The 24,946-nt window shown below is 41.4% G+C and carries 23 protein-coding genes and 2 pseudogenes; 21 read left to right on the forward strand and 4 right to left on the reverse strand.

The genetic code is table 11. The annotated features are described in order from the left end of the window. Positions 1 to 45 precede the first annotated feature (45 nt). A pseudogene (locus tag LJE72_RS24005) lies at positions 46 to 256 on the forward strand (tetratricopeptide repeat protein); the annotation flags it as partial. Further along, positions 205 to 546, forward strand: a complete 342-nt coding sequence (locus tag LJE72_RS24010) for a hypothetical protein (RefSeq protein ID WP_229250512.1) — start codon at positions 205 to 207, stop codon at positions 544 to 546. The pseudogene LJE72_RS24005 and the gene LJE72_RS24010, both read left to right, overlap by 52 nt. Before the next feature lie 19 nt (positions 547 to 565). On the opposite strand, the gene LJE72_RS24015 is transcribed toward LJE72_RS24010, so the two are convergent. Beyond that, on the reverse strand, positions 566 to 1,030 hold the full coding sequence (locus LJE72_RS24015) for a hypothetical protein (RefSeq protein ID WP_229250513.1): 465 nt from the start codon (positions 1,028 to 1,030) through the stop codon (positions 566 to 568). Positions 1,031 to 1,325: 295 nt separating this feature from the next. Here LJE72_RS24015 and LJE72_RS24020 point away from each other — a divergent pair. After that, a pseudogene (locus tag LJE72_RS24020) lies at positions 1,326 to 1,481 on the forward strand (N-6 DNA methylase); the annotation flags it as partial. A gap of 159 nt (positions 1,482 to 1,640) precedes the next feature. Here the strand turns inward: LJE72_RS24020 and LJE72_RS24025 are convergent. Next, on the reverse strand, positions 1,641 to 2,747 hold the full coding sequence (locus tag LJE72_RS24025) for a hypothetical protein (protein WP_229250515.1): 1,107 nt from the start codon (positions 2,745 to 2,747) through the stop codon (positions 1,641 to 1,643). A gap of 190 nt (positions 2,748 to 2,937) precedes the next feature. Between LJE72_RS24025 and LJE72_RS24030 the strand changes: the two genes are divergently transcribed. The 15 genes from LJE72_RS24030 to LJE72_RS24100 all read left to right on the forward strand — a co-directional run bounded on the left by LJE72_RS24030 (position 2,938) and on the right by LJE72_RS24100 (position 20,742). Then, a complete protein-coding gene (locus LJE72_RS24030; RefSeq protein ID WP_229250517.1) occupies positions 2,938 to 3,864 on the forward strand; it encodes a helix-turn-helix transcriptional regulator in 927 nt (308 codons plus the stop codon). A gap of 144 nt (positions 3,865 to 4,008) precedes the next feature. Further along, the gene (locus tag LJE72_RS24035; protein WP_229250519.1) at positions 4,009 to 4,428 is read left to right on the forward strand and encodes a Y-family DNA polymerase; all 420 of its coding nucleotides are present in this window, start codon (positions 4,009 to 4,011) and stop codon (positions 4,426 to 4,428) included. Then, on the forward strand, positions 4,367 to 7,024 hold the full coding sequence (locus LJE72_RS24040; RefSeq protein WP_229250521.1) for a translation factor GTPase family protein: 2,658 nt from the start codon (positions 4,367 to 4,369) through the stop codon (positions 7,022 to 7,024). The genes LJE72_RS24035 and LJE72_RS24040 overlap by 62 nt, the downstream gene beginning before the upstream one ends. A gap of 54 nt (positions 7,025 to 7,078) precedes the next feature. Then, positions 7,079 to 7,702, forward strand: coding sequence for a YczE/YyaS/YitT family protein (locus LJE72_RS24045; RefSeq protein WP_229250522.1), 624 nt, complete (start codon positions 7,079 to 7,081; stop codon positions 7,700 to 7,702). Positions 7,703 to 8,825: 1,123 nt separating this feature from the next. Further along, positions 8,826 to 10,406, forward strand: coding sequence for a [FeFe] hydrogenase, group A (locus LJE72_RS24050; RefSeq protein ID WP_229250524.1), 1,581 nt, complete (start codon positions 8,826 to 8,828; stop codon positions 10,404 to 10,406). Positions 10,407 to 10,424: 18 nt separating this feature from the next. After that, positions 10,425 to 11,201, forward strand: coding sequence for a 4Fe-4S dicluster domain-containing protein (locus LJE72_RS24055; protein ID WP_229250526.1), 777 nt, complete (start codon positions 10,425 to 10,427; stop codon positions 11,199 to 11,201). A gap of 29 nt (positions 11,202 to 11,230) precedes the next feature. After that, positions 11,231 to 12,454, forward strand: a complete 1,224-nt coding sequence (nrfD, locus tag LJE72_RS24060) for an NrfD/PsrC family molybdoenzyme membrane anchor subunit (RefSeq protein WP_229250528.1) — start codon at positions 11,231 to 11,233, stop codon at positions 12,452 to 12,454. Positions 12,455 to 12,712: 258 nt separating this feature from the next. Beyond that, positions 12,713 to 13,717: a 4Fe-4S dicluster domain-containing protein gene (locus LJE72_RS24065; protein ID WP_229250530.1), complete on the forward strand. Its 1,005-nt coding sequence runs from the start codon at positions 12,713 to 12,715 to the stop codon at positions 13,715 to 13,717. Positions 13,718 to 13,805: 88 nt separating this feature from the next. Further along, entirely contained in the window at positions 13,806 to 14,126 is a 321-nt protein-coding gene (locus tag LJE72_RS24070; protein ID WP_229250532.1) for an ArsR/SmtB family transcription factor, read from the forward strand. A 104-nt stretch (positions 14,127 to 14,230) separates the two neighbouring features. After that, positions 14,231 to 14,800, forward strand: coding sequence for an SF0329 family protein (locus tag LJE72_RS24075; RefSeq protein ID WP_229250534.1), 570 nt, complete (start codon positions 14,231 to 14,233; stop codon positions 14,798 to 14,800). A gap of 30 nt (positions 14,801 to 14,830) precedes the next feature. Further along, positions 14,831 to 15,265: a DUF1285 domain-containing protein gene (locus LJE72_RS24080; RefSeq protein ID WP_229250535.1), complete on the forward strand. Its 435-nt coding sequence runs from the start codon at positions 14,831 to 14,833 to the stop codon at positions 15,263 to 15,265. 339 nt (positions 15,266 to 15,604) lie between these two features. Continuing rightward, positions 15,605 to 16,687 carry an AAA family ATPase gene (locus tag LJE72_RS24085; RefSeq protein ID WP_229250537.1) on the forward strand — a complete coding sequence of 361 codons (1,083 nt, stop codon included), beginning with the start codon at positions 15,605 to 15,607 and terminating at the stop codon, positions 16,685 to 16,687. Continuing rightward, complete coding sequence (locus LJE72_RS24090; protein WP_229250539.1) at positions 16,684 to 17,337, forward strand: hypothetical protein; 654 nt, start codon at positions 16,684 to 16,686, stop codon at positions 17,335 to 17,337. The genes LJE72_RS24085 and LJE72_RS24090 overlap by 4 nt, the downstream gene beginning before the upstream one ends. Continuing rightward, positions 17,313 to 18,575, forward strand: coding sequence for a vWA domain-containing protein (locus tag LJE72_RS24095; RefSeq protein ID WP_248286543.1), 1,263 nt, complete (start codon positions 17,313 to 17,315; stop codon positions 18,573 to 18,575). Before LJE72_RS24090 ends, LJE72_RS24095 begins: the two co-directional genes overlap by 25 nt. 637 nt (positions 18,576 to 19,212) lie before the next feature. Beyond that, entirely contained in the window at positions 19,213 to 20,742 is a 1,530-nt protein-coding gene (locus tag LJE72_RS24100; RefSeq protein ID WP_229250542.1) for a sodium-dependent transporter, read from the forward strand. A 359-nt stretch (positions 20,743 to 21,101) separates the two neighbouring features. On the opposite strand, the gene LJE72_RS24105 is transcribed toward LJE72_RS24100, so the two are convergent. Next, a complete protein-coding gene (locus LJE72_RS24105; RefSeq protein WP_229250544.1) occupies positions 21,102 to 22,379 on the reverse strand; it encodes an IS110 family RNA-guided transposase in 1,278 nt (425 codons plus the stop codon). 345 nt (positions 22,380 to 22,724) lie between these two features. Between LJE72_RS24105 and LJE72_RS24110 the strand changes: the two genes are divergently transcribed. The 3 genes from LJE72_RS24110 (at position 22,725) to LJE72_RS24120 (ending at position 23,678) form a co-directional block, all read left to right on the forward strand. Further along, complete coding sequence (locus LJE72_RS24110) at positions 22,725 to 22,829, forward strand: methionine/alanine import family NSS transporter small subunit (protein ID WP_229250546.1); 105 nt, start codon at positions 22,725 to 22,727, stop codon at positions 22,827 to 22,829. A gap of 181 nt (positions 22,830 to 23,010) precedes the next feature. Then, on the forward strand, positions 23,011 to 23,157 hold the full coding sequence (locus LJE72_RS24115) for a hypothetical protein (RefSeq protein ID WP_229250548.1): 147 nt from the start codon (positions 23,011 to 23,013) through the stop codon (positions 23,155 to 23,157). Between the two features lie 317 nt (positions 23,158 to 23,474). After that, positions 23,475 to 23,678: a hypothetical protein gene (locus LJE72_RS24120; protein ID WP_229250550.1), complete on the forward strand. Its 204-nt coding sequence runs from the start codon at positions 23,475 to 23,477 to the stop codon at positions 23,676 to 23,678. Positions 23,679 to 24,111: 433 nt separating this feature from the next. Here LJE72_RS24120 and LJE72_RS26435 read toward each other — a convergent pair whose 3' ends face one another. Then, the gene (locus LJE72_RS26435) at positions 24,112 to 24,615 is read right to left on the reverse strand and encodes a CBO0543 family protein (RefSeq protein ID WP_282437960.1); all 504 of its coding nucleotides are present in this window, start codon (positions 24,613 to 24,615) and stop codon (positions 24,112 to 24,114) included. Positions 24,616 to 24,946: the final 331 nt, after the last annotated feature.

The raw sequence follows: 24,946 nt of genomic DNA on the forward strand, positions 1-24,946 counted from the left end.
GCCGTCAATCTTCCCGTCAAGGAATTCCTTAGTCATGTTCATTAAATAATCAATACCGGAACCGGCACAGAGAAGGATGTGTCTCTCGGCGGTTGCATGTTTTGAAAAGCCCGCACGGCTTGGCAATGTCCATGCTCAGTACATGCTGGGCAAGATCTACCTGGATGCGAACAGCGGTCATGAAAACGCGGAGAAGGCCGTCTTGTGGCTGACGAAAGCCGCGGACAACAGCAGCAGCCTTGCGCGGTATGCCCTGGCCGGAGGAAGCGTGGTGGCACTGGGCGAGGTTTTGTTTATTCTATTGCTCCGCTTGTAAACATGCAAAGTCCTATGTTTGAAAACGCTGTTTCTGATTCGGTTTTCGGGGTTCTCCTGGCTGAAGGACACATTATTTCCTATTTTATTGTTAAAGTATTGATCAGCTTTTGTGCGGCAGCTCCTGATAAAACGGAAGATCCCGCATTGGAAGGATGTTGTGGAGGCTGTTTGGTGCAAAAATCTCTCACTAAATACGAAGAAAGCGATCTTAACTGTAAATATGGATAATGCTCATTATTAATGTTAGTTAGTAAGCCTTTTCTACATCAAGCACTACACTATATTCAAATTTTTCTCCGTTCATGTAAAATCCACTTACCGAAAAATTTAATGACTTATTGATTTGCACCAAATCATTAGCATAGAATAAGTCTTCTGAATTGCTTGAACCCAGATCTGGTGAAATTTTTGTACCTTTTGTAGTACCTTCAATGCTTTCAGAATTACTTAATATGGCAGTTTCAACCCCATCTTTATAATAATAGAATTTGGTAACATAATATTTAACATTTGATGGTTCTTCACCTTTAAAAGTTAAATCTCCGCCAATAAATTTTTCTAAATCCTCAGTTGCAATAATTACGCCATTATTTATCATTACAGCATCGTTCTCACCGCTAAAAGAATAGATTTCGATTTCTTTTTGTTGTTTCGTACATGATGTAGTAAGGCTTAAGGCAATTATAAGCAAAGTAATTGTTAAAAATCTCATTCTCACGGATTTACCTCCTCCGCCTTTCAAATTATATACTCTCTTACTTCTTATTCTCCTACTGTTGTGCATAAGCATCCGCGCGAAGAATGAAAGTTTGCGGAATACTGAATAGGTTAAATCCATAGTCGCATTTTAGAACTTAATCGAACTGCGCATGACACCCGTAAAATGTTAAAGTAGACTATAATTATCTTACGGAGCTGGTTGAACAATTTTTACTGCAAGAATACGACAACCTACAACTTAGCTCGTATGAACCTGATGATGCATGGCGTTTCATTTAACAACATTCTTGTTCAGTGGTGCGGCAGAAGGTGCGATTCGTCAAACCATCATTGAGAAAAACTACCTTGATACAGTGATAGGGTTACCTGCCAACTTGTTTTATGGTGTATCCATCCCAACGACGATTTTAGTATTCAAGAAAAACCGTAAAACAAAAGACATATACAAGCATCAATGACCGATAATGCCAACCTGTTGCCCTTTGTTTTCGGTATAGTCTTCCTATGGATTTGCTTGTTTCATTATCTCCCTTGTAAGATTGCCATAATTGTAATGGATCAAAGATGATGCCCAAGCATTTTGATGAGCGTTAAAATAATTTCTATTGAGACTTGAGTGTTAATATCGTTTCAGCGACTTCCTGGCCGTTCACTAGAAGTACAATCCGATGATTACCCGGATAATGACGACGAGTGGTCATTTCTGAAAAGCTGTGCTTACGTGTCCCAATAAGGTGTACACCACCTGCCACCGTTTTATCGGAGAGCAAAAAGGATTTGCGGGATGTCTTCCCATTTGCCTTTACGAAGTTAATCCCGTATTCGATCCGAACATGCACCGGTTCATCTCCTCGTATGTCAAGGCTGTATTGAATTTCACAACTGTCACCAATTATTAAGGTAGAGGGTTGTACAGACAGTGAAGCGAAGGTTGTAAGCGGAGTCCGATCTTCAGAAGTTGCATAACCAAACAATTCCATCGCTTCGGGATTAGATTTTCGGATCAGGGTACGGCAGCCGTGCCGTATAATCCAGTCTGTATCGGGATTTACGCCTATCCAGCGGTGCGCGGTTTCAAGCACAAGGGCAGAATTGTCCTTTGCGATATCGTTGAGGTTATTGGCGACACTTTTACGTACATAAAGTGAGGGGTCAGCTTTGAGCAGCTCCAGGATGGATAATACCGGAGCAGGATTTTCCTTAAATATCGGCAGCCCTTCTCCCCAGGGAAGGCGCGGTCGGCAGCCTTCGCTGGATAATCTGCGTACATGTTCGTTGGAATGTTCTGCCCAGGCAGTCATCCGCCGCATGACCCGTTCCGGATCAGAGAGGATAAATGTCCGTATTGCAAATTCGGAAGATGATTTCTGCGTAAAGATTTCAAGTGCATTCATGGAAAGCTCCCAGTGCTTTTCGGCCCTACCATATACCGCCACGAAATCGGGAAAGAAAAGATAAGGGAAACCTACGCAAGAGTCGGCAATCGCATACAGGATGTCTAGCGCGCTTTCATAGTTGCTTGGCAGAAAGATTCCGAGATTTTCTGAAATTCTCCGTGTCCGAGCTTTAAGCGGAAGTGCATCCCAGGTTTCATCCATCACTGCCGCGATAAAAGCTGTTGTATCAAAAGCTTTGTAAGCGGATCGAACTATCCTGCTAAAGTTTAATAAAAAGTCCTTGCTATAAATGTTCTTTAATAATTCCGCCATTTACTGCCTCCTTTCTATGTCATTAGTTTTCTCATAGGGCTCAGACCATATTTAATATTAACAAATATAACATGACAATAGTACGGCAGGTTATACTATTTATTAAACAATCTATAGTTGGTATGTGAGTAACTTGACATACTGGTGTCACATTTAAAATGATATAATGTACTTGAATTGAGGTGATTCAATGCAGATCAGCAGACTTTTCGGCATTGTTTATTACTTACTTGAGAAAAAAGAAACTACGGGGAAAGAACTTGCCGACCGTTTTGAAGTATCGGTCAGAACAATATATCGCGATATTGAGACATTATGCAGAGCTGGCATACCTATCTATACGATTCAGGGCAAAGGCGGCGGAATCGTCATTCTTGACAAATTTATACTAAATAAGTCGTTACTTTCTGAAAAAGAGCAGGATGAAATACTGCTCGCCTTGCAGAATCTATCAGCAGCGCGGTATCCGGATGTTGAGACTATTCTTTCACGATTAAGCAGCCTTTTCAAGAAGAGTGATGTTAATTGGATTGAATTGGACTTCTCCCCCTGGGGAAGTGATGAAAGAAACAAAGAAAGTTTTAATGCACTGAAAATGGCAATTATAAGCAAAAATATTAGTATATTCGAATATTTTGATACCTCAGGTGTGAAAAGTGTGCGTAGGGTTGGGCCGATTAAGTTGATTTTTAAGGATAAGGCATGGTATTTGAAAGCGTATTGTTATGATAAAAGAACATACAGAACTTTCAAAATTTCCCGTATGGCTAATATCGAAATCACTGAAGATGTTTTCGAGCAAGGGACACTAGTGGAATCTGCGGCTGAGGCCACAGATAATCAATTTCAGAAATTTATTGATATTCGGTTGAAAATCTCTTCGGCGGGAGCGTATAGAATATACGATGACTTTAATGAAAAAGAAATAACAAAACATGAAGATGGATCTTTTACAGTTATCGCATCCATGCCCGAAGGAGATTGGCTTTCAAATTACTTTCTCTCTTATGGCCCGATTATCGAAGAGATAGAGCCTCAAAGTCTACGGGATGCTGTTATGATCAAGATAGAGGTAATGATGGGGAATTTGAATCGAAAGGTTGACACTGACAAGTAAAAGAAGGTGATATGATGGAAAAAATTAGACTACATGCCGACTTGAATTCATTTTATGCAAGTGTGGAGTGTTTATTGAATCCTGAGCTTAAATCAGTGCCAATGCTGTTATGGCAGTCATGAAGAAAACCGGCATGGCATCATATTGGCCAAAAATGAACTCGCCAAAAAATATGGTATAAAAACTGCCGAACTTATCTGGCAGGCAAAAATAAAATGCCCCGAACTGTTAACAGTGTTGCCCCACCATAATTTGTATAGGGAATATTCCGGAATAGTGAAGGGGATTTATGCGCGTTATACCAGTCAAGTGGAGAGTTTTGGCTTAGACGAATTCTGGATGGATATGACCAGTTCATCACAAGATTTTTTGTTTTTGATGAATGCGATAAAATTGTCAAATTCCAAACTTACTAGTATCATAATAATGAAAGAAGTGACATTCAGGCCTAAACGGGCTGTGATTTTCAGAAACAGACAAACAGAAGGATTTGAAATAGATTATGGGGAAATTAGTCATTGGAATATTAGCACATGTGGATGCGGGCAAGACGACATTATCTGAGAGTCTGCTTTATCTGAGCGGAAAAATCGGCAGATTGGGTAGAGTGGACAATAAGGATGCTTATCTAGATACCTATGAGCTAGAAAGAGCAAGAGGAATCACTATTTTCTCCAAGCAGGCTATGTTTGAAATAGGTGAGACTCAGATTACCCTACTGGATACCCCGGGACACGTAGATTTCTCGGCTGAAATGGAAAGAACACTTCAGGTGCTGGATTATGCTATTTTAGTGATAAGCGGCGCGGACGGGGTGCAGGGGCATAGCAAAACATTATGGCAGCTCCTTCACACGTATCGGATACCGGTTTTTTTATTCGTCAATAAGATGGACCAGAAGGGGACGGATAAGGAAAGATTAATGAAAGAATTGAAAAAGCAGCTGGATGATGGGTGTATTGAGTTTGGTAAAGTTCAGACGGAGGATTTCTACGACCAACTGGCCATGTGTGAAGAAATAATGATGGAAACCTTTCTGGCAACAGGAGATATTGAAACTTCCCAGATTAAAAGAGCTGTCACGGAGCGAAAAGTTTTCCCGTGCTTTTTTGGTTCCGCTTTAAAATTAGAGGGCGTTGAGCAATTTATGCAGGGCATTGTGAAGTATGCCATGCCCCCTTCTTATCCCGATGAATTCGGGGCTAAAATATTCAAAGTAGCAAGAGACGAGCAGGGGACCCGCCTCACGTATATGAAGCTTACAGGCGGAAGACTCAAGGTGAAAGATGTCTTAACGAATAGTATCTGGAGAGAGAAAGTTAATCAAATTCGTATCTATTCAGGACAGAAATTCGAAGCAGTGAATGAGATAGAGGCAGGTTCTGTATGCTCAGTAACAGGACTCAGCCAAGCCAAGCCCGGAGAAGGCTTAGGGATAGAGGAAGCTTCAGAGACTCCAGTATTGGAACCCGTGTTGTCCTATCAGATTATTCTGCCGCAAGGGTGTGACCCAAGAGTGATGCTTCCTAAGCTGCGTCAGATTGAAGAGGAAGAGCCGGAACTTCATATTGTCTGGGATGAACAGCTGCAGGAAATACAGGCGCAGATTATGGGAGAGGTACAGATTGAAATTCTGCAGAGCCTTATCCAAACCCGTTTTGATGTGAGTGTGGCCTTCGATGAAGGAAGGATTGTCTATAAGGAGACGATTGCTAATGTAGTAGAAGGGGTAGGGCACTTTGAACCATTGCGGCATTATGCGGAGGTCCACCTGATACTCACGCAGGATGAGCCGGGAAGCGGTTTGCAGTTTGGGACGGAATGCAGTGAAGATAGCTTAAGTAAAAGCTGGCAAAGACTTATTTTATCCCATCTGGAAGAAAAGGCCCATAAAGGAGTTCTAACTGGGTCAGCGATTACAGATATGAAAATCACTTTAGTCTCAGGTCGAGCGCACAATAAGCATACCGATGGTGGTGACTTCAGAGAAGCTACCTACCGTGCAGTTCGTCAGGGTTTAAAGGAGGCTAAGTCCATATTGCTGGAGCCTTATTGTTCATTTCAGCTGGAACTGCCTGGGAAAATGGTGGGAAGGGCTATGACTGACATTGAGAAAATGCATGGTTCATGCGAAATATCACAAACAAACGGCGAGATGGCGGTTCTTATGGGGAGCGCCCCTGTTGTCACCATGAGAAATTATCAAAAAGAGGTAGTCACCTATACCAAAGGACTTGGCAGGCTATTTAGTAGCCTGAAAGGGTACGAACCATGCCATAATGCCGAAGAGGTCATAGAAAGTATCGGATATGATTCGGAAAGAGACTTAGGAAATCCGACAGGTTCCGTGTTTTGTGCCCAGGGTGCAGGATTTTTGGTGAATTGGGATGCAGTAAAGGACTACATGCATGTTGATAGCTATCTTCAGAATAAAGATGATTCGTCGAAAGAAACAGCCCCAAATCGGTCCCCATACACAGAAGAGCGGTGGATAAGTTCAGACGAGATTGACCAAATTATCAATAACACCTCCTATGCGAACCAAGGGAAGAAATCTGTCTGGAAAAGACGCAAAACAGCCCGCGAAAGCTATTATGAACCGATTACCTATGTCAGTAGAGAGAAGGAAAGCAAAGAGGAGTATCTCCTTGTAGACGGTTATAATATTATTCACGCATGGCCTGAACTGAGAGAGCTTGCAGACGACAATATGGATGGTGCCAGAATGAAATTGCTTGATATTTTAAGCAATTTTCAGGGGATTCGAAAATGCCGGATTATCGTTGTGTTTGATGCTTACCGTGTTCAGGGGCATTTTGAGGAAGTAATCGACTATCATAATATCCATATGGTATATACCAAGGAGGCCCAAACGGCGGACCAGTATATTGAAAGATTTGCCCATGACAATCAGCAACAATATAATATTACAGTTGCAACCTCAGATGGTTTACAGCAGATCATTATCAGGGGGGCAGGATGTGCCTTATTATCTGCCAGAGAACTAAAAGTTGAGATAGACGGGGCTAATGATAGACTAAAACAGGAATATCAGGAAGTAAAAGGAATGGTTCGTAATTACCTGGTAGATGCATTGTCTCCAGCCGCGAAACAGCATATGAAAGAAATAGTTAACAAGGAAAATGATCAGAAAAGTTAATCCTGGAATTCACAGAGAGAGATTAAGACTTACGGCAGATTGAGGAGGAAATACATGTTTCAGTCACGTCAGCGTATTATAGTCTACGTCTTAGGTATTATTATCATGACATTTGGGATAGCATTAACAATTCGTTCGTTAATGGGAACCTCCCCATTTGACGCACTCCTTGTAGGATTATTTCAGACGTTTGGATTAACGATTGGAAGTTGGGAAATTGTTGTAGGTCTTGCTCTGGTATTATTTAATGCAGCTGCTCAGCGCCGAAAGCCTGAATATTTCGCCTTACTTACCTCTTTGATTACTGGTATGGGAATAGATCTTTGGCTTTTTGTATTGGGCGATTTAATTAGTCCCATAACACTGTTCGGACAATCTGCTTGTTTAATACTGGGGGTAGGGTTTGTGGGTTTAGGAGTTGCAGTTAATTTACAGGCTAACTTTGCACCAAATCCCATGGACCGGGCAATGCTAGTCATAAATGAATTAACGGGTCTTAATGTCGCAATTTCACGGGCCCTAGTAAGCCTTGTCCTTGTAATACTAGCTTTCATATTTAGCGGCCCTATCGGTATCGGCACATTATTTTCTGCCCTTATCACCGGAGTGTTTATTAAATTCTTTATGCACTACACAGCACGTTTAAACAAGGATATGAACACCATCTTAAGAGCATAACTCCCTAAAAAAACACCCTCGGTGCTTGAAGCCTGACATTAACTTATCCTAAGGTTTAGCGACAACTAGCTTGCATATATGGAGTACGACCTAACAAAGACCGATTCAAATGATGATCGGTCTTTGTTGCTCCAAGGTCCAAGTACCCAGTACCGCCATTCATCGTCCAGCTAAGTAGATTTCCTCTTGGCATATTAAACTTGGAGGAAAAACAAAAAGAGGGATCACATATAGAGCTTCTTTAATGAATGCCTATAATGTAAGTAAGATAAAGGTATCTAAAGAGGAGTTCAGCATGAAAGAAAATAGTTTTATCCAAAAAGTTATAGATAGTTACTTTGAAGAGTAAACGATTGAACTCGAAGTATTAAAGAAGATGCTGAAAAGTTATGCCAGTGGAAGGCTATGTAGATTCCGAAGTGTTCGAAGAGGATGGAGTCATGACCTTCGTTTTTAAGGATTACTACAATGAATATAAGGTGGTCGAAATTCATGAAGGAAAGTGATGAGGATATGGCTGATATTTGCTACGGCTCAGTGGATCAATAAATTAAACATATGCTCGATAATTGAACTTTGTATCAATTTAGAGTATAGGAAGTGGTGATTTACAGGCACCGCTTCCTTTTATGCTTATTAATAAGGGTATTTACTAAAAAAACTTTAATCATAAGAAAGAAGTCCAAGATAGACTGAATATTAAGGCTTACATGTTAACATGTAAGCCGTTGTTTAAAAGGCCCTTTGAGCATCATTTTAAATTACAAGTTGAAAAATAGTTGAAAGTTTCTAAATGTTTTATTTATAGACAAAAGACTTTTTTTATGTACTTTAACGTGACAGATGGTATTCAGATATTAAAATAGAAGAGATGAGTTTACTCAATAAGCATTTTGTAAGAAAGGAGCTCCATCTTTTTTCAAAGATTGTATCAATAAGAAAAAATTATTTCCCTAGTCAGAGATTAGTTTTAACAATCATTCGTTGTTTTTTTGTTCAACTCATGGGGTATATAAGTGTAAAAGTTCACAAAAACAAGTGAATATTTTCACCTGTTAGACAATTCTAAAAATATTCAAGTAAAGTTTGCAAAGAGAGTTCAATAAAAAAGGTGGTAAAACACATGGCAAGCAAAGTAGGAAAAGTAATAAGTTTGTCCAGACGTTCTTTCCTTAAGTTTGTTGGAGGAGCAAGTTTAGTCGGTGTTACGCTAAACTTGAGTGGCTGTGGCGAACCGATTACACCCGATAAAGCAATTGGTGGAAACGGCTGGATGCCAACCCAATACAACGCACCAGGTAACTGGCCCACTAGCGTTCGCGGTCGCGTTCCAATTGATCCAGAGAACCCGGCTATTGTCAGAGATGACCAAAAGTGTATTCTTTGTGGCCAATGTATTGAAGTATGTGAGAAAATTCAATCGGTTTTTGGAAATTATGAACTACCGATTAAAAAGGAATTCGTTTGTGTAAATTGTGGACAATGTATTCAATGGTGCCCATCCGGAGCAATTTCAGAACGGGATGATGTTAATAAAGTATTCAAAGCTCTCGCAGATCCAAACGTCACAGTTGTAGTGCAGACTGCGCCGGCAACTCGTATTGGTCTGGGCGAAGAATTTGGTATGCCTGTAGGAACTAATGTTCAGGGCAAACAAGTTGCCGCCTTGAGAAAATTAGGGTTTGACGTAGTTTTTGATACTAACTTCACAGCTGACCTGACCATTATGGAAGAAGGCACAGAGCTTGTTAAACGTGTCACTGGCGAATTGCATCACCCTATTCCGCAGATGACATCATGCTGCCCGGGCTGGGTTAAGTTTGTGGAATATTTCTATCCTGAGCTTATTCCTAATTTATCATCAGCGAAGTCTCCTCAGCAGATGGAAGGGGCTTTAATTAAAACCTATTTCGCAGAAAAGAAAGAGGTAGATCCCAAAAAGATCTTCTCAGTTTCCATCATGCCTTGTACAGCAAAGAAATTTGAATGTCAACGCCCGGAAATGAATTCAGCCAGTAAAGAGTTAAATGACAGTAATGTTTCCCCTGATGTAGATGTAGTTCTCACAACAAGGGAACTTGCCAGAATGATCAAGCGAACGGGTATCGATTTCTCTTCTCTTCCGGAAGAGGAGTATGATAAGTTGATGGGTACCGGAACAGGTGCAGGAGTAATTTTCGGCACGACCGGTGGCGTTATGGAAGCTGCAGTACGTTCTGCCTATTATCTGATAACCGGACAACAGCCACCCGTGGCGCTTTGGAATTTAACCCCGGTAAGAGGAATGCAGGGTGTTAAAGAAGCAGCAGTTAATATTCCAGGTGTGGGAGATATAAAAGTTGCTGTAATTTCCGGTCTGGCTAATGCCAGAAAGGTAATGGATCAGATGAAAGCAGGTAATGCTCCTTGGGCTTTCATGGAAATAATGGCTTGTCCCGGAGGCTGTGAATATGGCGGCGGACAACCCCGTGCTTCATCACCTCCTTCAGATGAAGATCGCAATAGACGTGCTGCATCATTATACAATATTGATGCCAAGGCAAAACTGCGCAATAGTCACGATAATCCCGAAATCAAACAAATCTATGCCGATTTCTTAACTGCTCCGATGAGCGAAAAAGCAGAAGAACTTCTGCATACACATTATGTTTCCAGAGCTGATGATTTTATTCCTAAAAAGTCCGAAGAAAACAAATTATATTAAGTTTAGGAGGTGGAAAAAATGGCAAAGGGAGTACTCGTAGATATACCGAAATGTATAGGCTGTGAAAGCTGTTCGGTCGCCTGTAAATTGTGGAATGAGCTTGAATGGGATGAGCAGGAGAAGAACAAGACTGCTATCGACAGAGCAAAGGAACCAAACAATGGCTTATGGCCTGAAGAATGGACATCAATAAATCGTTATGACCCGGAAAAGGACGGCGAATCTGTCGCACGATATGTCAAAGCCCAATGTATGCACTGTGAAGATCCTGCCTGTGTATCATCATGTTTCTCCAAGGCATTCCAGAAGCTTCCCGAAGGACCGGTTATCTATGATCAGAGTCTGTGTGTAGGTTGCCGCTACTGCATGATGGCATGTCCATTTGACGTACTGAGATACGAATGGAAGAAAGCTATTCCTGGAGTAAGGAAATGCCAGATGTGCGCCACAAGAGTTGCTAATAACCAGGAAACTGCATGTACATCAGTGTGCCCGACAGGAGCAATTATCTTTGGGGACAGAGACCAATTGCTGGCCGAAGCAAAAAAGAGAATCAAAGAAAACGGTTATGTAGATAGAGTATTTGGAGAGAAAGAAGCAGGAGGAACTTCCTGGCTATATATCTCGGATACGCCATTTGAGCAGATGAGATTCAGAACGGATGTAACAACCAAGCCGTTGCCTTCTTATACAGAAGGATATATGAAAGCTACACCATTTGTGGGAGTCGGCTGGGCGGCAATATTAGCCGGATTATATGTATTTAACAATAAAGGCAAGGAACCTCTAGATTAATACAGCAAAAAAAGAATGGAGGGAAATGTATGGAACTCGTCACTACCGTCGTAAGTCGAGCAGGCGCTAAAATGTCCAGCGTGAGATGGAAGTTTAGAATGACCCCCATGAGATGGGTTTTTACGGGCATAGCGTCTGCAGCTATAGCAGTAATTCTGGTGCGTTTTGTCTTAGGCCTGGGTGCGACAACCAACCTAAACGACCAGTGGCCATGGGGACTCTGGATTTCATTTGACGTATTGTTGGGGGTAGCCCTGGCAGGAGGCGGATATGGAACAGCCCTTATAGTATACGTACTTCGCCGTGATAAGTTTTATCCCATCGCAAGAAGTGCAATGTTGACATCATTATTAGGTTATATTGTTGTTGTACTCGGTTTATTGATTGAAGTAGGACAATGGTTCAACTTCTGGAGACCTTATGTATCATGGGGACATGCCAGTGTATTGTTTGAAGTTTTTTGGTGTATTTCCTGTTATACAGTGATTCAGATCTTGGAATTCTGCGAAGTAGGAACCGAGAAAGTATTTAAAGGGGCCCACAAATACCTGAAGAAAGCAATGCCTGTAATGCTGATAATCGGTATTACTCTGCCAACCTTGCACCAATCATCACTGGGCCAACTGTTTTATCTAATGGTAGGTAAAGTGAACCCACTTTGGTGGACAGCATTTCTGCCGGTGTTCTTCCTGTTATCCTCATTCTTCGTCGGGGCAGGTATGATTGTTATCGAAAGCACTCTAGCCGGGAAGGCACTCAATCATAAAGTAGAAATTCCTGTTTTAAGAGGGTTGGTCAAAATATCTGCCGGAGCCATGATCTTGTATCTGATGTTAAAGATCACGGATATGGTGGTAAGAGGGACCTTTGCCAATGCTTTTGCCTTTGATTTGCCCAGTATCATGTTCCTGAGCGAACTGACTTTTGGGGTAATAATCCCCATAATTATAGCATTCAGTTCCTTGTCCAGCACTCGTAAAGGCCTGATCTGGTTTGGAATACTTACCGTCAGCGGAGTTATTATGAATAGGTTTGATGTACTGTTCACAGGAATGGGAAAATATCTAAACCAATACGGCGGATCTTATGTCCCTGCCGTGTCAGAGTTTATTGTTAGCTTAGGACTAGTGTCAATAGCTTGTTTAGCATACCTATTCTTAGCCGAAAACTTCAATATCTTGGGCAATCATGGGTCAGAACATGCCGATGATATAGAGATTAAAGATGGCAAATACGCTTCCACTGCGAAATAAGCAATTAGCTTAAGTTATCCACTTAATCCCTCTGATTAATTTCAGAGGGATTAAGTGGATATATGAAAATTAATTACTAGCCCAAATTGATACGATATACTAGATAGAATGTTTACTAAACGTACCAGGTTAGATAAGCTTCTGCTTGAGAGAACCCTTGAAAGAGTCAACTCAACTTATGCCAGGTCAAAATAAATGTCTGTGCTATAGTTTTAGTTATAGATAAAATTGAATAACCGATCAGAAGAGGTGTCTCTAATGATATATAATTGTCAGATTGTATATAATCAAAATAATTGTCTCAATGCAAAAAAGGCCTCTGATAATCTTTGCCGGTTATGTATCGACTCCTGTCCCCATCAAGCCATTTCCTTATATCGTGAACTTGATGCTAAGCGCTGCACAGAGTGCGGGATTTGCACCGCGGTGTGTCCCAGCGATGGATTTGTGTATCGCGACACGAATGCGCTCTATGAGTATCTCAAAAATTCAGAGAAGATTGTTTTAAACTGCCCACAATCAATTCCGGCAGGTCATGAAATCCCTTGTCTGGGAATCTTTGACCGAGATTTATGGGTGACCCTAATGTTATATGCCAGGGAGAAGGAATTAACTATATTCACCGGAGTGTGTGCAGATTGTCCGGATAAAAAAGCATGCGGAATAAGTGTGCAGATTTTTATAGAATTACACAACGCATGGGAAGATCATCCGCCCGTATTGATAAAGGTTGCAGCTGACGATGGAGACGGTGAATCAACGGTGTCTGTTCAAGCCCAGAACGAGAATAGGGGCTGGCGGGACATCGGACGTGAGAAATTTGAAAAAATCCGAGGGGGGAATACTTCCCTTGAGCCATATCTTATTCCAAAGACTCGGCAGTTCTTAGAGGAAACCTGGAAATCCTTGAAATCCGAAATTGAGGTACTCCCTATACCCGCATTAAAGGTGACTGAACGATGTACAAATTGTGGTGAATGTCCAGAGATTTGCCCCCAGGGAGCTTTAACAAAAACGGACACCAAGGAACAGCTGACCTTGATTTATGAATCACTGAAATGCGTCCACTGTCAAAGATGTGCCAGTATATGCCGTTCAAAAGCTATAAGTATGGAAGTTAAATCCTTATCCTATCGTTTGCTAACTGGCAAAGTTCTTTTGTATCAAGGAAAGCGACGGTTTTGCGCTTCATGTAACAAGCAAGTGTTTGACGACTTAGAGCCACCCTTGTGTATGGCTTGTGCAACGAGTAATCCGTATTGAAGGTTTATGTTTACACAACATTCAAGAAGCCAGGTGTAGAAAATCGACAGTTATCGAATTGTGGTAAAAAATGTATAGGGGCTAAACGATGGATATTAAAAAAACGGCAAAGATATTTAAGGCCCTTTTTAATTCCAATAGGTTAGAATTGTATTTGAAAATTGCCGAGGCTCATGAAACCGGTTTTGAAACGGGAGGAGAATGTTGTGTCGCGGATATTATTGGTTGTTTGAATATTAGTGCTCCGACAATATCACATCATATAAAAGAGTTGGCTAATGCAGATTTGATTACCACTGAAAAAAGGGGAAAGTTTTTAATCTGTAGAATAAATGAAGAAATGGTAGCTGAAGTAGGCAAGATATTAGTCCTAAATCGTCTGGATAAGAATCCGATCCATTTAGCATAGTTATAATTTGTCATTCCATGTTATTGGTGTTTTTTCCTAAAACGATTCGACAGATAAAGAAGTATAGATTAAAATGAGTTCGGAAGTAAATTCAGGAGGAATACATGGCCTGGAGCAAAATGAAGCAAATTCTGGAGAGCTTTCTTTGTCCTGCATTATATGGAAGGGTCGAATACTGTGCAACCAGCTATCGTTATTTACCTGATAAAGCTGGCTTTTGTTATATTACGGTAAATAAAAAGAATGTCTTCAATATGAGTGATGTCACTACATTGATCAGATGGTATCAAACGGAGCAGGAAATAAAGAATGAGCCGAATCTTATAATTCCAATCGACAAGGAAGAAATTGAAGCAGTCAGAAAGGATACCAACGGGACAGTCCCTGAGGATCGCCTAGTTGTAATTGCGAGAAAACGAAAAATATCGGAATATGCGAAGACGATATTGTCAGCGCAGTCGGCATTATGTAAATCAAATTTTTATGTTTTAGCAAATAAGTTTTTAGCTGCTTCTATAGAAGAAAGTATAGAAAGCGATGATATATTATTGAATATATTGGCTTTGGTGGATAGAAGGGTCGGGAAAAAGCGACTTTTAAGTATGACTGAGAATATGAAGTTGAAGCATCCGATTGTACAGTATTTTTATGAGCTGCGGCTTAGTACGCTGTGATATTAGGATTACATGCAAGGAGGTAAAACCTTGGAAAATTTACGCGCCCCCGAACTTTTTATTGATAAGGATGGACTATGGTACGCCGATGGTGTACTCATGATCAATAAAGAAATTATTAAGTTATTTGCTGCCAATCTGAAAAAAGATAGTCATGATAAATATCATATAGATTGGCAGAATCAATTGTACCCTGTGAGGGTGGAGGATGCTCCTTTTTTCGTTCAATCAGTAACTAAGCTGATTGATCAGCTTACGATACTGCTTAAAGATGGTCGAAAATTCCCCCTGCCTCCTGGTAATATTGTCATGAAAAACAATATCCCCTACATCTCTCTGTTCTGGCAGCGTGATACGAAATTGTCTCGTCCTTCCTATTCTGAGTTGTGTAAAAACCTGATCGAGCGGGATGGTCATTATTTTATCAAACACGGCGATAATGAATGGCTCGTTGAAGATGTATAATCTTATCGGGCATAGTCGCAACCTCTTACTTGGAGGATTTTGTATTTGTAACTCTATCGGACCAAGCGGTTGCCGCTAGGTCCTTATTTTTTGGACCAATTATTTTCGAAATTACAATACCTTAATCGAACATTTAAAGTTGAACTGCGATATTTAATTCTGGAGAAATACCGAAAGGTGGAGAAAGGAACTTTAACTTTATTTATCTGTTTATGAAAACCATGATACTTCGGTTATATTATGGATAAAAAATGGAAAGGATTTGATTGATTAAACATGGTCCCACATGCGGTGCTGCATGTTACGGCACAGCCCGGACCAACGGAGGTGTAAAAAAATATGTCAACGGCTTGTGCTCTTGCTATTGCTATTCAGGCTGGAGTTCCGATCTTAACCTGGGGCCCCCCAGGTGTAGGAAAAACTGCAACTATTACGATGCTTGCGGATGTACTGGCACTCCCGCTCGAAGTTGTTTTGGCATCCATTCGAGAACCTTCGGATTTTTCCGGTCTTCCGGTAATTAGGGAGGAAGGTGTCAGCATGGTACCTCCCGCCTGGGCTCATCGCTTGGCACAGGCCGGAAAAGGTCTGCTTTTTCTTGATGAAATTTCCACAGCTCCGCCTGCGGTTCAATCTGCCTTATTAAGAGTTGTTTTGGAAAGGGTAGTAGGGGATTTAGCTTTACCGGCCAAGGTATCTGTTGTTGCATCGGCAAACCCCCCGGAACAGGCCGTTGGTGGATGGGATCTTTCCGCTCCTTTAGCGAACAGATTCTGCCACCTTTTTTGGTCCATGGACACTCAGGGCTGGATAGACGGTATGATTAGGGGATGGTCTATCTCTGACTTGCCGCATCTTGCGACCTCATGGGAGACTTCTATATCGAAAAAAGAGGTGCTTGTAGCCTCCTTTATCCGGTATAGGCCAAATTTATTGCTACAGGTACCAAAAGATGAAAGTCAAGCCGGAAAAGCCTGGCCTTCTCCTAGATCTTGGTCTACGACAGCCAGATTATTAGCGGCTGCGGAAACGGTGCGGGCAGAAGAGGACGTTATTGCTTCTCTCATAGCCGGATGTGTTGGCGAAGGAGCCTGTTTGGAATTTTTAGCCTGGCGCAGAGATTTAGATCTGCCGGATCCGGAAGAAGTATTGGCCAATCCGACCGACCTTCGGCTTCCGGATCGCGGAGACCAGGCCTTTGCAATACTAACGGCTGTTATCTCTGCCGCTGTTGGCAGGCTAACAGAAGAACGCTGGTTTGCTGCCTGGTGCGTACTTGCCTTGGCATCGAAACACGGAATGAAAGATATCGCAGCGGTTGCCGCCAAAAAATTAGCCGCAGCTAGGAAACCGGAATTTCCTATACCCCTGAAAGAATTACAGGAATTTGCGCCGTTACTGCAAAAAGGGGGATTAATGTGAATCCTCCTTATGAGTATCGCAATATTCCGTGGAAGGAAGATGCTTTCGAGCAATCCGGCCGGGTTTTAGTGAGCATGGAAGGGCTACGGGAATCCAGACTGGACGTGTTTAATTATGAAGGTTCAAATCTATCGGCTTACCATATTTATACCGTTCTAAAAGTGGCAATGACTGAGTACTGGGTCGAAAGAATGGAAAAGTTGCATCAAAACCGGAAAAACAATTGGAAGGCGGAATTGCTAGTGAGCCCTGAAGGGAAGAAAGAATACCGTCTTTATACAACTGGACAGAATGATCCTGTCTGTTCGTCGGTAATCACCATTTCTAACAACCAAATCCACAACTTTTCCATTCTGTTGGAAGATGCGGCCCCTCTCTTAAAGAAAATCTTTGAAGATTATCCTCCGGTCTTTCTGCCACGCTATAGAAATTACCGGCAAAATTCATGTTTTCCAACTCTTTATTATTTAGATGCTTATGCTATGAAATTTTCAAAGCTTCCGGAGCCAATAAAAGAGCAGAGAGAGCGAACTCAAAAAATTATGGTCGATAAGGATATTTTTTTATTCGGAACCTTTCAAGCGGGTGAAACGTCTGGAATCTTCGAAACAATTGAAGCGTTAAAATGTTTGGAGGTGTTACAGGCGTGACTCTCCCCGTAGAGTTGCAAGCAGCCCGCATCCGCCTGGCGAAAGAACGTCCCTATTTGGCTTCCGCTGCCTGGGCCCTCCAACCGGTTCCAAGGCCCGGCTTAGGAACAATGGCAGTCGATATGTATTGGAGACTTTACTACGATCCTGCGGTATTATCCCGGTGGTCAGTGGAAGTTACGGAAGGCGCTTTATACCATGAAATTTGTCATCTTCTCCGCAATCACTCTGAAAGGATGAGGAGCTTTAATCCGCACTTAAGCAACATTGCTGCAGACGCGGAAATTAATGACGACCTTATCCGTGAAGGGGTTAAATTTCCGAACCAACCGATAACTCCCGAATTCATCGGACAACCGAAAGACCTCCTGGCAGAGGAATATTATGCGTCCTTGGAGAAGCAGGAATGGCCGCCTTCTGTCAGTGGCCGGAACTTTTCAAAGGCTAAAGAGGAAGAGTGCGGCGGCTCCGATTTGGCGGAACCGCCTAGGCCCGGTTCTGGTCGGTGCGGCTCTTGTGCAACCGGTCAAATGGCGCCTTGGGAGGATAGACCGCCTATCAAAGGCTCCTCATCCGGCCTCAGTCGAACAGAAGGAGAGTTAATGCGCAGGGATGTTGCCAAGCAAATCAGAGAACATGTCAGAGGTCAAGGCTGTGTACCTGGTCATTGGGCCCGATGGGCAGAAGAAAAACTTCATCCAAAAGTAGACTGGCGAAAACAACTTGCTGCTGCTGTCCGATTTGCGACAGCGGATACGATGGGAGCAACTGATTATTCCTACTGTCGTCCCTCGCGTCGCCAGGGGCAGGTTGGAAATGGAGGTGTGATTTTTCCCTCCGTGTGCTGTCCCGTCCCTTCAGTGGCCGTTGTAGCGGACACCAGTGGAAGTATATCTGATAAAATGCTCGCCCAAACCTTAGCTGAAATATCTGGTATCTTCAAGTCCTTGGGACAAAAGGAAGGGATCCACGTTTTGGCTGTGGATCAAACTGTTGAGTTTTGCCGTCGGGTGTTTCGACCAGATCAGATCCAACTCGCGGGAGGCGGCGGAACAGACATGAGGATTGGCTTGGAAACTGCTTCAAGATTAACGCCTTTTCCTCAATTGGGAATCGTTATTACCGACGGACATACATCATGGCCCGATCGTCCACCACGAGGGATGAAAGTTATTGCGGTTTTGTTCGGGGACGTAACGGCCCCAGTATGGGCTAAGGTAATCCGAATTAGTGAATAGTGCCTTATTGTTCTACTGAAGGTTACGGCTGGAGCTTGAACTACATTATACATTTGACCAAGAGTGTGCATCGCGGTTTGGCATGATGTGATGACATTTTAAATGCATTTTCTAAAAAGGATCGCTGACCAAGCATATTCTCGCCCAGCTCTTTTTAAAGTCAACATATAAGCTGTCCCTATTTCTCTATCATTTAGTGAATCTACCTTAGTTCTTGGAGTAACGGGCTGACCCTGTGTTTGTACTTGAATATAATTAGGTAATGTGATATTTAATGGGGACTTGTAAAGTCGATGTCGCACCATACGGTCTGCTTAAATATTCTACCTTAATGTTAATTCGTTTACAGCTTGAGCTTCTTGGGCTGATAGTTGCATTATATTACCACAGGACTTTTTTCAATAACACAAGTAATTATTTCAATAATTTTTAGGGTATTATTCGTATATCATACTATTTAAGTTAAATACTGAGATTGTAACTATAGACTTGTTGTTTTAATAGCTTATCGTTGCTCGGTAGGGTAACTCTAACAGCGAATATCAGAAAAACTAATAATAATGAGTTGGGTGGGGATAATTATAAGAATACACTTAAGTATCCAATACAAAAACAAATAAAGAGGGTGGCAAAGAACATGGAAAGTCGTGAGCAATGGGGAACGAGGGCTGGTTTTATTTTAGCAGCCGTAGGTTCGGCTGTTGGACTGGGAAACATTTGGCGTTTTCCGTATGTGGCATATGATAATGGCGGAGGCGCATTTTTTATTCCGTATTTGTTTGCACTTTTAACTGCTGGCATTCCACTTCTTATTATGGAATTTACAATGGGTCATAAATATCGTGGTTCTGCACCCTTATCTTATGCCCGCATGAATAAGAAAACAGAGTGGATTGGTTGGTGGCAAGTATCCATAGCCTTCGTAATTTCTACCTACTATTCAGTTATTATCGCTTGGGCGATGGCTTATACGTATTTTGCTGTGGGGTTGCAATGGGGAGAAGATACAGGCGGTTTTTTGATGGGGGAATACTTACAGCGCGTTGATATTGTTAATAAGGCCGCGGTCGGTTCTATTGGATCAATTGTTCCGGGAGTTTTTATCCCTTTAGTAGTTGTATGGGTAATTGCTTTAGGAGTATTGTTTAAAGGTGTTAAAAAAGGAATTGAAAGAGCAAACCGAATTTTTATTCCAACGTTACTTATCATGTTTTTGATGATAGTAATTCGTGCACTTACGTTAGAAGGCGCTACTCTTGGACTAGAAGCGTTGTTCAAACCGAATTGGAGCAAAATTGCCTCTCCAGGGGTTTGGGTTGCAGCTTATGGGCAAATTTTCTTCAGCTTATCGATTGCATTTGCAATCATGATAACCTATTCTAGTTATTTACCTAGAAAATCTGATATTAACAACAATGCATTCATTACAGCTTTTAGTAATTCAGGGGTTGAGCTTTTGGCAGGTTTTGGGGTCTTTTCTGCGTTAGGATTTATGGCTGCACAAGCAAATGTTCCTATTGAAGAGGTAGCAACGGCAGGTATTGGCTTAGCGTTTGTTGTATTTCCAGAGATATTAAACTCTTTTCCGGGTTTAAATGGGCTTTTTGGTGTTTTATTCTTTGGCTCGTTAGTTTTTGCAGGGCTATCCTCATTGATTTCGATTGTCGAGACGTTCATTGCTGGGGTACAAGATAAATTCAAATTGTCACGTACAAAGGCGGTTATAATAGGTGGAGGCCTTTCAGCACTAATTTCAATTTTATTTGCGACTCAAGGAGGGTTATTCTTCTTAGATGCAGTCGACTACTTTATTAACACATTTGGTGTTGCATTAGCAGGACTTGTTTCTGTTGTTACGGTTGCTTGGGTTGTTAAGAACTTAAAGACATTCCAAGATCATGCTAACGTGATTTCGGACTTGCGTACAGGTTTATGGTGGAGAATTTGTTTAAGCGTCGTGACCCCAGCCGTATTAGGATATATGTTTGTACTAAATCTTATCGACAACCTAAAAAACAATTACGAAGGTTATCCGACTGCATTTCTTATTTATTCAGGTTGGGGAGTAGCAATTGTTACGATCATTGTTGGTTTTATCTTGGCTTCTTTGAAGTGGGGAGCAAAAGTTTTAGATTTAGCCGCATACTCTGAAGATAAGACCAGCTAATAAAAGTCAAGGGTTTGTTTGATTATTTCTTTTGTTTTTCGATTCCGAAAATAGGGTATTGCAAACTAGCCATTGAAAAATCCGAACAATGACCGCTAATGTTAATTTTCAGGATGTCCACCTAGAGAAACGGGACGCTCGGCGCTAGCCAAGCAAACTCTCTTTTAATTTTGGGTAACTCTCTGGAGTAACAGAGACTTTGCAGTCTTCAAGCTTTTGGGTGTAGAGCACGTGTCAATGGGATGATGGCGAGCATATCCTCGGTCTAACGCCCTCCGGTATCCCTCGCATCACCCTTGACACGATCCGTTTGACTCTGTCGTATCCAAACGATTCCTTTAAGCAGCTGCTGGCTGAGGCTATGTTGTCCTCCAAGTTTGATGGTCTTCAGGTCTTTTAATCTCAAAGGGCTTTTGGTCACGGAGAACAGCATAGATGTAGTGAAGAAGTTTGTGCATGATGGCCACGAGAGCCACTTTTTTCTTCTTGCTAACACATTTAGACTTGTAGAACTCTCTCAGAACAGGGTTGATCTCAGCGCCATTACGAGTTGTTCTAATGGAGGCCATAGCGATTGTAAATAGAATCCTTCGTCCAATTCGTGTTCCTCGTTTAGAAATTTTGTTTCGGTCTCCATTAAATTTGCCCGATTGATTGACTGAGGGATCAAGACCAAAGAAGGCGGTGAGAGCTTTGGGTGAGTTGAAAAGTCTAAAGTCTCCAATCTCAGCAATAAGTGAAGCAGCACTCAAAAAGCCTACGCCTGGTATTTCATCAAGAAGCTCAACGTTTCTCTTTGCTTCAGCAGGGAATTCTTTGGAATCAATCATCTTGTGGATTTGTGACTCAATACCGTCTAAGCTTGCCTGCATGTGTTCTATTCCATCGATATGAAACTTGATCTTAGTGTCAAGCAATGAGGATTCACTGGGCATGGAAGAAGCAAGCTGAGCACAGTCACGAAGTAGCGCCACTTTATTAGAGGCCCACTTTAAGCCCTTACGACCGGCTTTAGAGATTAAGAGAGTGAGGTCGTCTGAGTCAGCTTCACGAATAGCCCTAGGTGAAGGATAGTCTCGAAGAACCGCTAAAGCCGTCTTTCCAAAGGGTCCAGAGAACACGTCAAGGAATCCAGGAAAGAGCAAATAGAGATCCGTACAAAGCCTGTTCTTCATCTCAGTATGCCTGTCTGAAACGGCATAATACTCCCTCGTCATCATGCGCAAAGCAAGAATTTGTGGTTCAGGCATCATGGAAACCTTAATATCTTGGTATTTAGCCAGCCTAGCGATGGCTTCAGCATCTTTATTATCATTTTTCACTTTTCTTAAGTCGAAATTCTTGGTAGAATGAACACACAAGGGGTTAAGTACAAAACCCTTGAGGTCATTCGATTTCAAGAAGAAGAAGAGTGGTAAATGAAAGATACCCGTAGATTCTACGAAGTAGATGGGCTTTCGATTTAACCGCTCTTCTTCTTTTTTGAGGATATCAAGCAGTTTATGAAAGCCGGGGGGATTGTGATCAATCCTAAAGGGTTTACGGATGAGTTCCCCGGTGGGTGCTAACATGGCAACAATAGAGAATTCAGAAGAAACATCGATTCCGACCACGAAATCGTTAAGAAACTGAGACAAGGGAACACAACCTTTCGAACAGAATGAATCAGAGCATCCACTAAGGAAGAATGTCAAACAACCTTGCTTTTGAAACGGGTAGCACTAGAGTAGTGACCCACCAGCTAAACATCGAATCATTCTTGTGGAGTGACACGCTATTTTACGGATAATCCTCCGAAGAGGGATCCAGGAGTGACGCACATCTATCTCTCTAACAAAAGTGAGTATAGCACAATGTTTAGTGGTTGAGGTCAAAGCGTGTCAACTAATTCATATGAACCTTAAGGTTAAATTATCAAGAAACGTTCGGGTTGGTCTTGAACCATCAACCCTATATCTATCTTACAAGGGAGTGGATAAATAATGAGCGGCAGTGCAATTATAATGATGTTTGTCGGCATAATTGTCATTTGGGGTGGACTTGTAGCAAGTATTTGGAATGCTGTAAAAGTCTCTAAACGAAAATAGACAGTAATCTAGGCTATTCTAATTTTAAAACACGCGTTCTACAAGATGTGAAGCTAACTAAACCTTTACACATTAGTTATCCTCTAAATGAATATTTTTCATTGTCTGTTTGACATAATAACGTTTAGAATTATGCCATTTGCAGAGAGTAAATTTAGTCTAATGTAAAGGAGATTAAAGCATGGCAACCTTAGGTAAAGGCAACAATACAAATTACTTACCACAAGGAAATACGCCTAAACCAGGAATAATAACACCAAAGTCGAAGGTGATAGCGGAAAAGGCAGATGTCCCTACTAATGAAAATACAGATCCTAGTCATGATTAACTCTTCAACATTTCTCAGGGCAGCTTTGGCTGTCCTGATTTATTTAACGCTTAAAATGGCCTTTCGCTTCCGATAACATTCTTTTACTAAAATTAGCCTAACTTTTTGAAAACGCCGAAAACGGGCAAAAATCTTGGAGAAGTCTGACCTTCATCAATAGGTATAATTAATTGTGAGTATATGGTTTATATATAGACAAATGGCAACATAAATGGTAAAATATATTGTACTATTCAGAAAATTCAAAAGTAAATATAGACTGGTTAATTCATGAACAAAAGGTGTTAAATGAAGTTGGAAAAAGGGGAGGGTGCGATATGATTGAATCCAAAAAACCAGGCTTATTCATCCGCCATGAACGCCAATTTGAAGTCGGAGATCGTGTGGAGACGTTTAATCACTGCGTTGGAACAGTTGTACGAGTTGATCGCGATAAAATTGGGGTCTTTATTGTAGTTCGGTTAGATATCTTACCTCGTGAATTTGCTTACGAGCCCTGTGATCTGAAACTAATTGAATAAATATTTTCTCGAAAAATATGGATGTTCCGAAGGGCTATAGGTAGCTGTGCCGAATTGTTAGGGTCGTATTGAAATTAGCACCTTTCTCAAGAAATAGATTTTTCTTATAGGGCAATGTGAAAATGCTCCATTGCCTCCATTTCTAAGGTAAAGCTAACGCTTCAGAACAACCGCTAATAGGGCTGATTGAATAAGTGCAATTCTAGTGTCCCAAATATTTCTCGCGATATCCAAGGATTAAAAATCTTAGATTATTACTGCATCGAGGAACAACTGGAAATTAGTTAAATCAGCCATCAAAAAGTTGTCCGTGACTGAATAAATGTCATGGCAGTATACCACGGCTATAGCCCCCTGGGCAGTTCATTTGAAAAGTAGCCCTTATTCTATGAGCAAAACTTATTAAAAATTGGAGATTGTATTGACCGAAGAACTATTGGTTTAGGAATGGGATCTGGAATAACGTCATGAGGACAAAAGTAGCGGCAATTGATATTAGCCATGCCCATAAAGGACTTTTATAGTGAATGACAAGCAGAGTAAACATGAAAGCATTAAAGATCACTGAGTATGTAAATCGCCAACTGTTAAAATAAGCAAAATGGTTTATCTTTAGTGCCCAATATTCTATGCCGGAAAAAATAACGACCCAAATAAGTATATAACCGGTTTTTTTAAGGGTTCCTTTCTGTGGGAAATAGGGTAGGAATAACAGAAGACAACAAGGAAACATAAGTAAGGACATCATAATCTCAGCTAACTGACGCGGCAACATGGGAGTGGTAAAAAGCCATAAGGGTTTGGCTAGTGTTAGATGGAGGTAAAGGAAATTTCCTAATGCCCAAAAGAGAAATGTAGGGTAATATGCCTGCCAATTTTTGAAATTACCCCATTTTATTGTAATTGCCAAAACTGAAACAGTTAAAATAAGATCCATGTTTATCTTTCCAATCTCATTTTTGTATCAAGCTGTCTATAGTATCATTATTAAGTTTAAATGTTATGCGCAGACGCTTGCTGTATTAGCTTCTGTCCACGGGTATCTGCAAACATCTTCCGGAAATTACCGGAATGGAAGAAAAGACGCACATTAACTTAGAAAAATGGAACAATACGTTATTGACAACTTAGTTTAAAAATGCTAATATTTATATCCGGCCAAGCTTAAAAACAGATGGTGGTCACCTCCGAATTTTGGAAATTGTCTCTTAGATGGCCCGTTGGTCAAGCGGTCTAAGACACCGCCCTTTCACGGCGGTTACACGGGT

The organism is Desulfosporosinus shakirovi (genome assembly GCF_020595055.1).
In the GTDB taxonomy this organism is placed as follows: domain Bacteria; phylum Bacillota; class Desulfitobacteriia; order Desulfitobacteriales; family Desulfitobacteriaceae; genus Desulfosporosinus; species Desulfosporosinus shakirovi.

Bases quoted from the DNA above. Each gene is read 5' to 3' on its own strand.
- LJE72_RS24110 (WP_229250546.1), top strand. From the start codon at position 22,725: ATGAGCGGCAGTGCAATTATAATGATGTTTGTCGGCATAATTGTCATT.
- LJE72_RS24050 (WP_229250524.1), top strand. From the start codon at position 8,826: ATGGCAAGCAAAGTAGGAAAAGTAATAAGTTTGTCCAGACGTTCTTTC.
- LJE72_RS24040 (WP_229250521.1), top strand. From the start codon at position 4,367: ATGGGGAAATTAGTCATTGGAATATTAGCACATGTGGATGCGGGCAAG.
- LJE72_RS24055 (WP_229250526.1), top strand. From the start codon at position 10,425: ATGGCAAAGGGAGTACTCGTAGATATACCGAAATGTATAGGCTGTGAA.
- LJE72_RS24065 (WP_229250530.1), top strand. From the start codon at position 12,713: ATGATATATAATTGTCAGATTGTATATAATCAAAATAATTGTCTCAAT.
- nrfD (WP_229250528.1), top strand. From the start codon at position 11,231: ATGGAACTCGTCACTACCGTCGTAAGTCGAGCAGGCGCTAAAATGTCC.
- LJE72_RS24025 (WP_229250515.1), bottom strand. From the start codon at position 2,747: ATGGCGGAATTATTAAAGAACATTTATAGCAAGGACTTTTTATTAAAC.
- LJE72_RS24120 (WP_229250550.1), top strand. From the start codon at position 23,475: ATGATTGAATCCAAAAAACCAGGCTTATTCATCCGCCATGAACGCCAA.
- LJE72_RS24070 (WP_229250532.1), top strand. From the start codon at position 13,806: ATGGATATTAAAAAAACGGCAAAGATATTTAAGGCCCTTTTTAATTCC.
- LJE72_RS24115 (WP_229250548.1), top strand. From the start codon at position 23,011: ATGGCAACCTTAGGTAAAGGCAACAATACAAATTACTTACCACAAGGA.
- LJE72_RS24100 (WP_229250542.1), top strand. From the start codon at position 19,213: ATGGAAAGTCGTGAGCAATGGGGAACGAGGGCTGGTTTTATTTTAGCA.
- LJE72_RS24015 (WP_229250513.1), bottom strand. From the start codon at position 1,030: ATGAGATTTTTAACAATTACTTTGCTTATAATTGCCTTAAGCCTTACT.
- LJE72_RS26435 (WP_282437960.1), bottom strand. From the start codon at position 24,615: ATGGATCTTATTTTAACTGTTTCAGTTTTGGCAATTACAATAAAATGG.
- LJE72_RS24085 (WP_229250537.1), top strand. From the start codon at position 15,605: ATGTCAACGGCTTGTGCTCTTGCTATTGCTATTCAGGCTGGAGTTCCG.
- LJE72_RS24095 (WP_248286543.1), top strand. From the start codon at position 17,313: ATGTTTGGAGGTGTTACAGGCGTGACTCTCCCCGTAGAGTTGCAAGCA.
- LJE72_RS24075 (WP_229250534.1), top strand. From the start codon at position 14,231: ATGGCCTGGAGCAAAATGAAGCAAATTCTGGAGAGCTTTCTTTGTCCT.
- LJE72_RS24045 (WP_229250522.1), top strand. From the start codon at position 7,079: ATGTTTCAGTCACGTCAGCGTATTATAGTCTACGTCTTAGGTATTATT.
- LJE72_RS24030 (WP_229250517.1), top strand. From the start codon at position 2,938: ATGCAGATCAGCAGACTTTTCGGCATTGTTTATTACTTACTTGAGAAA.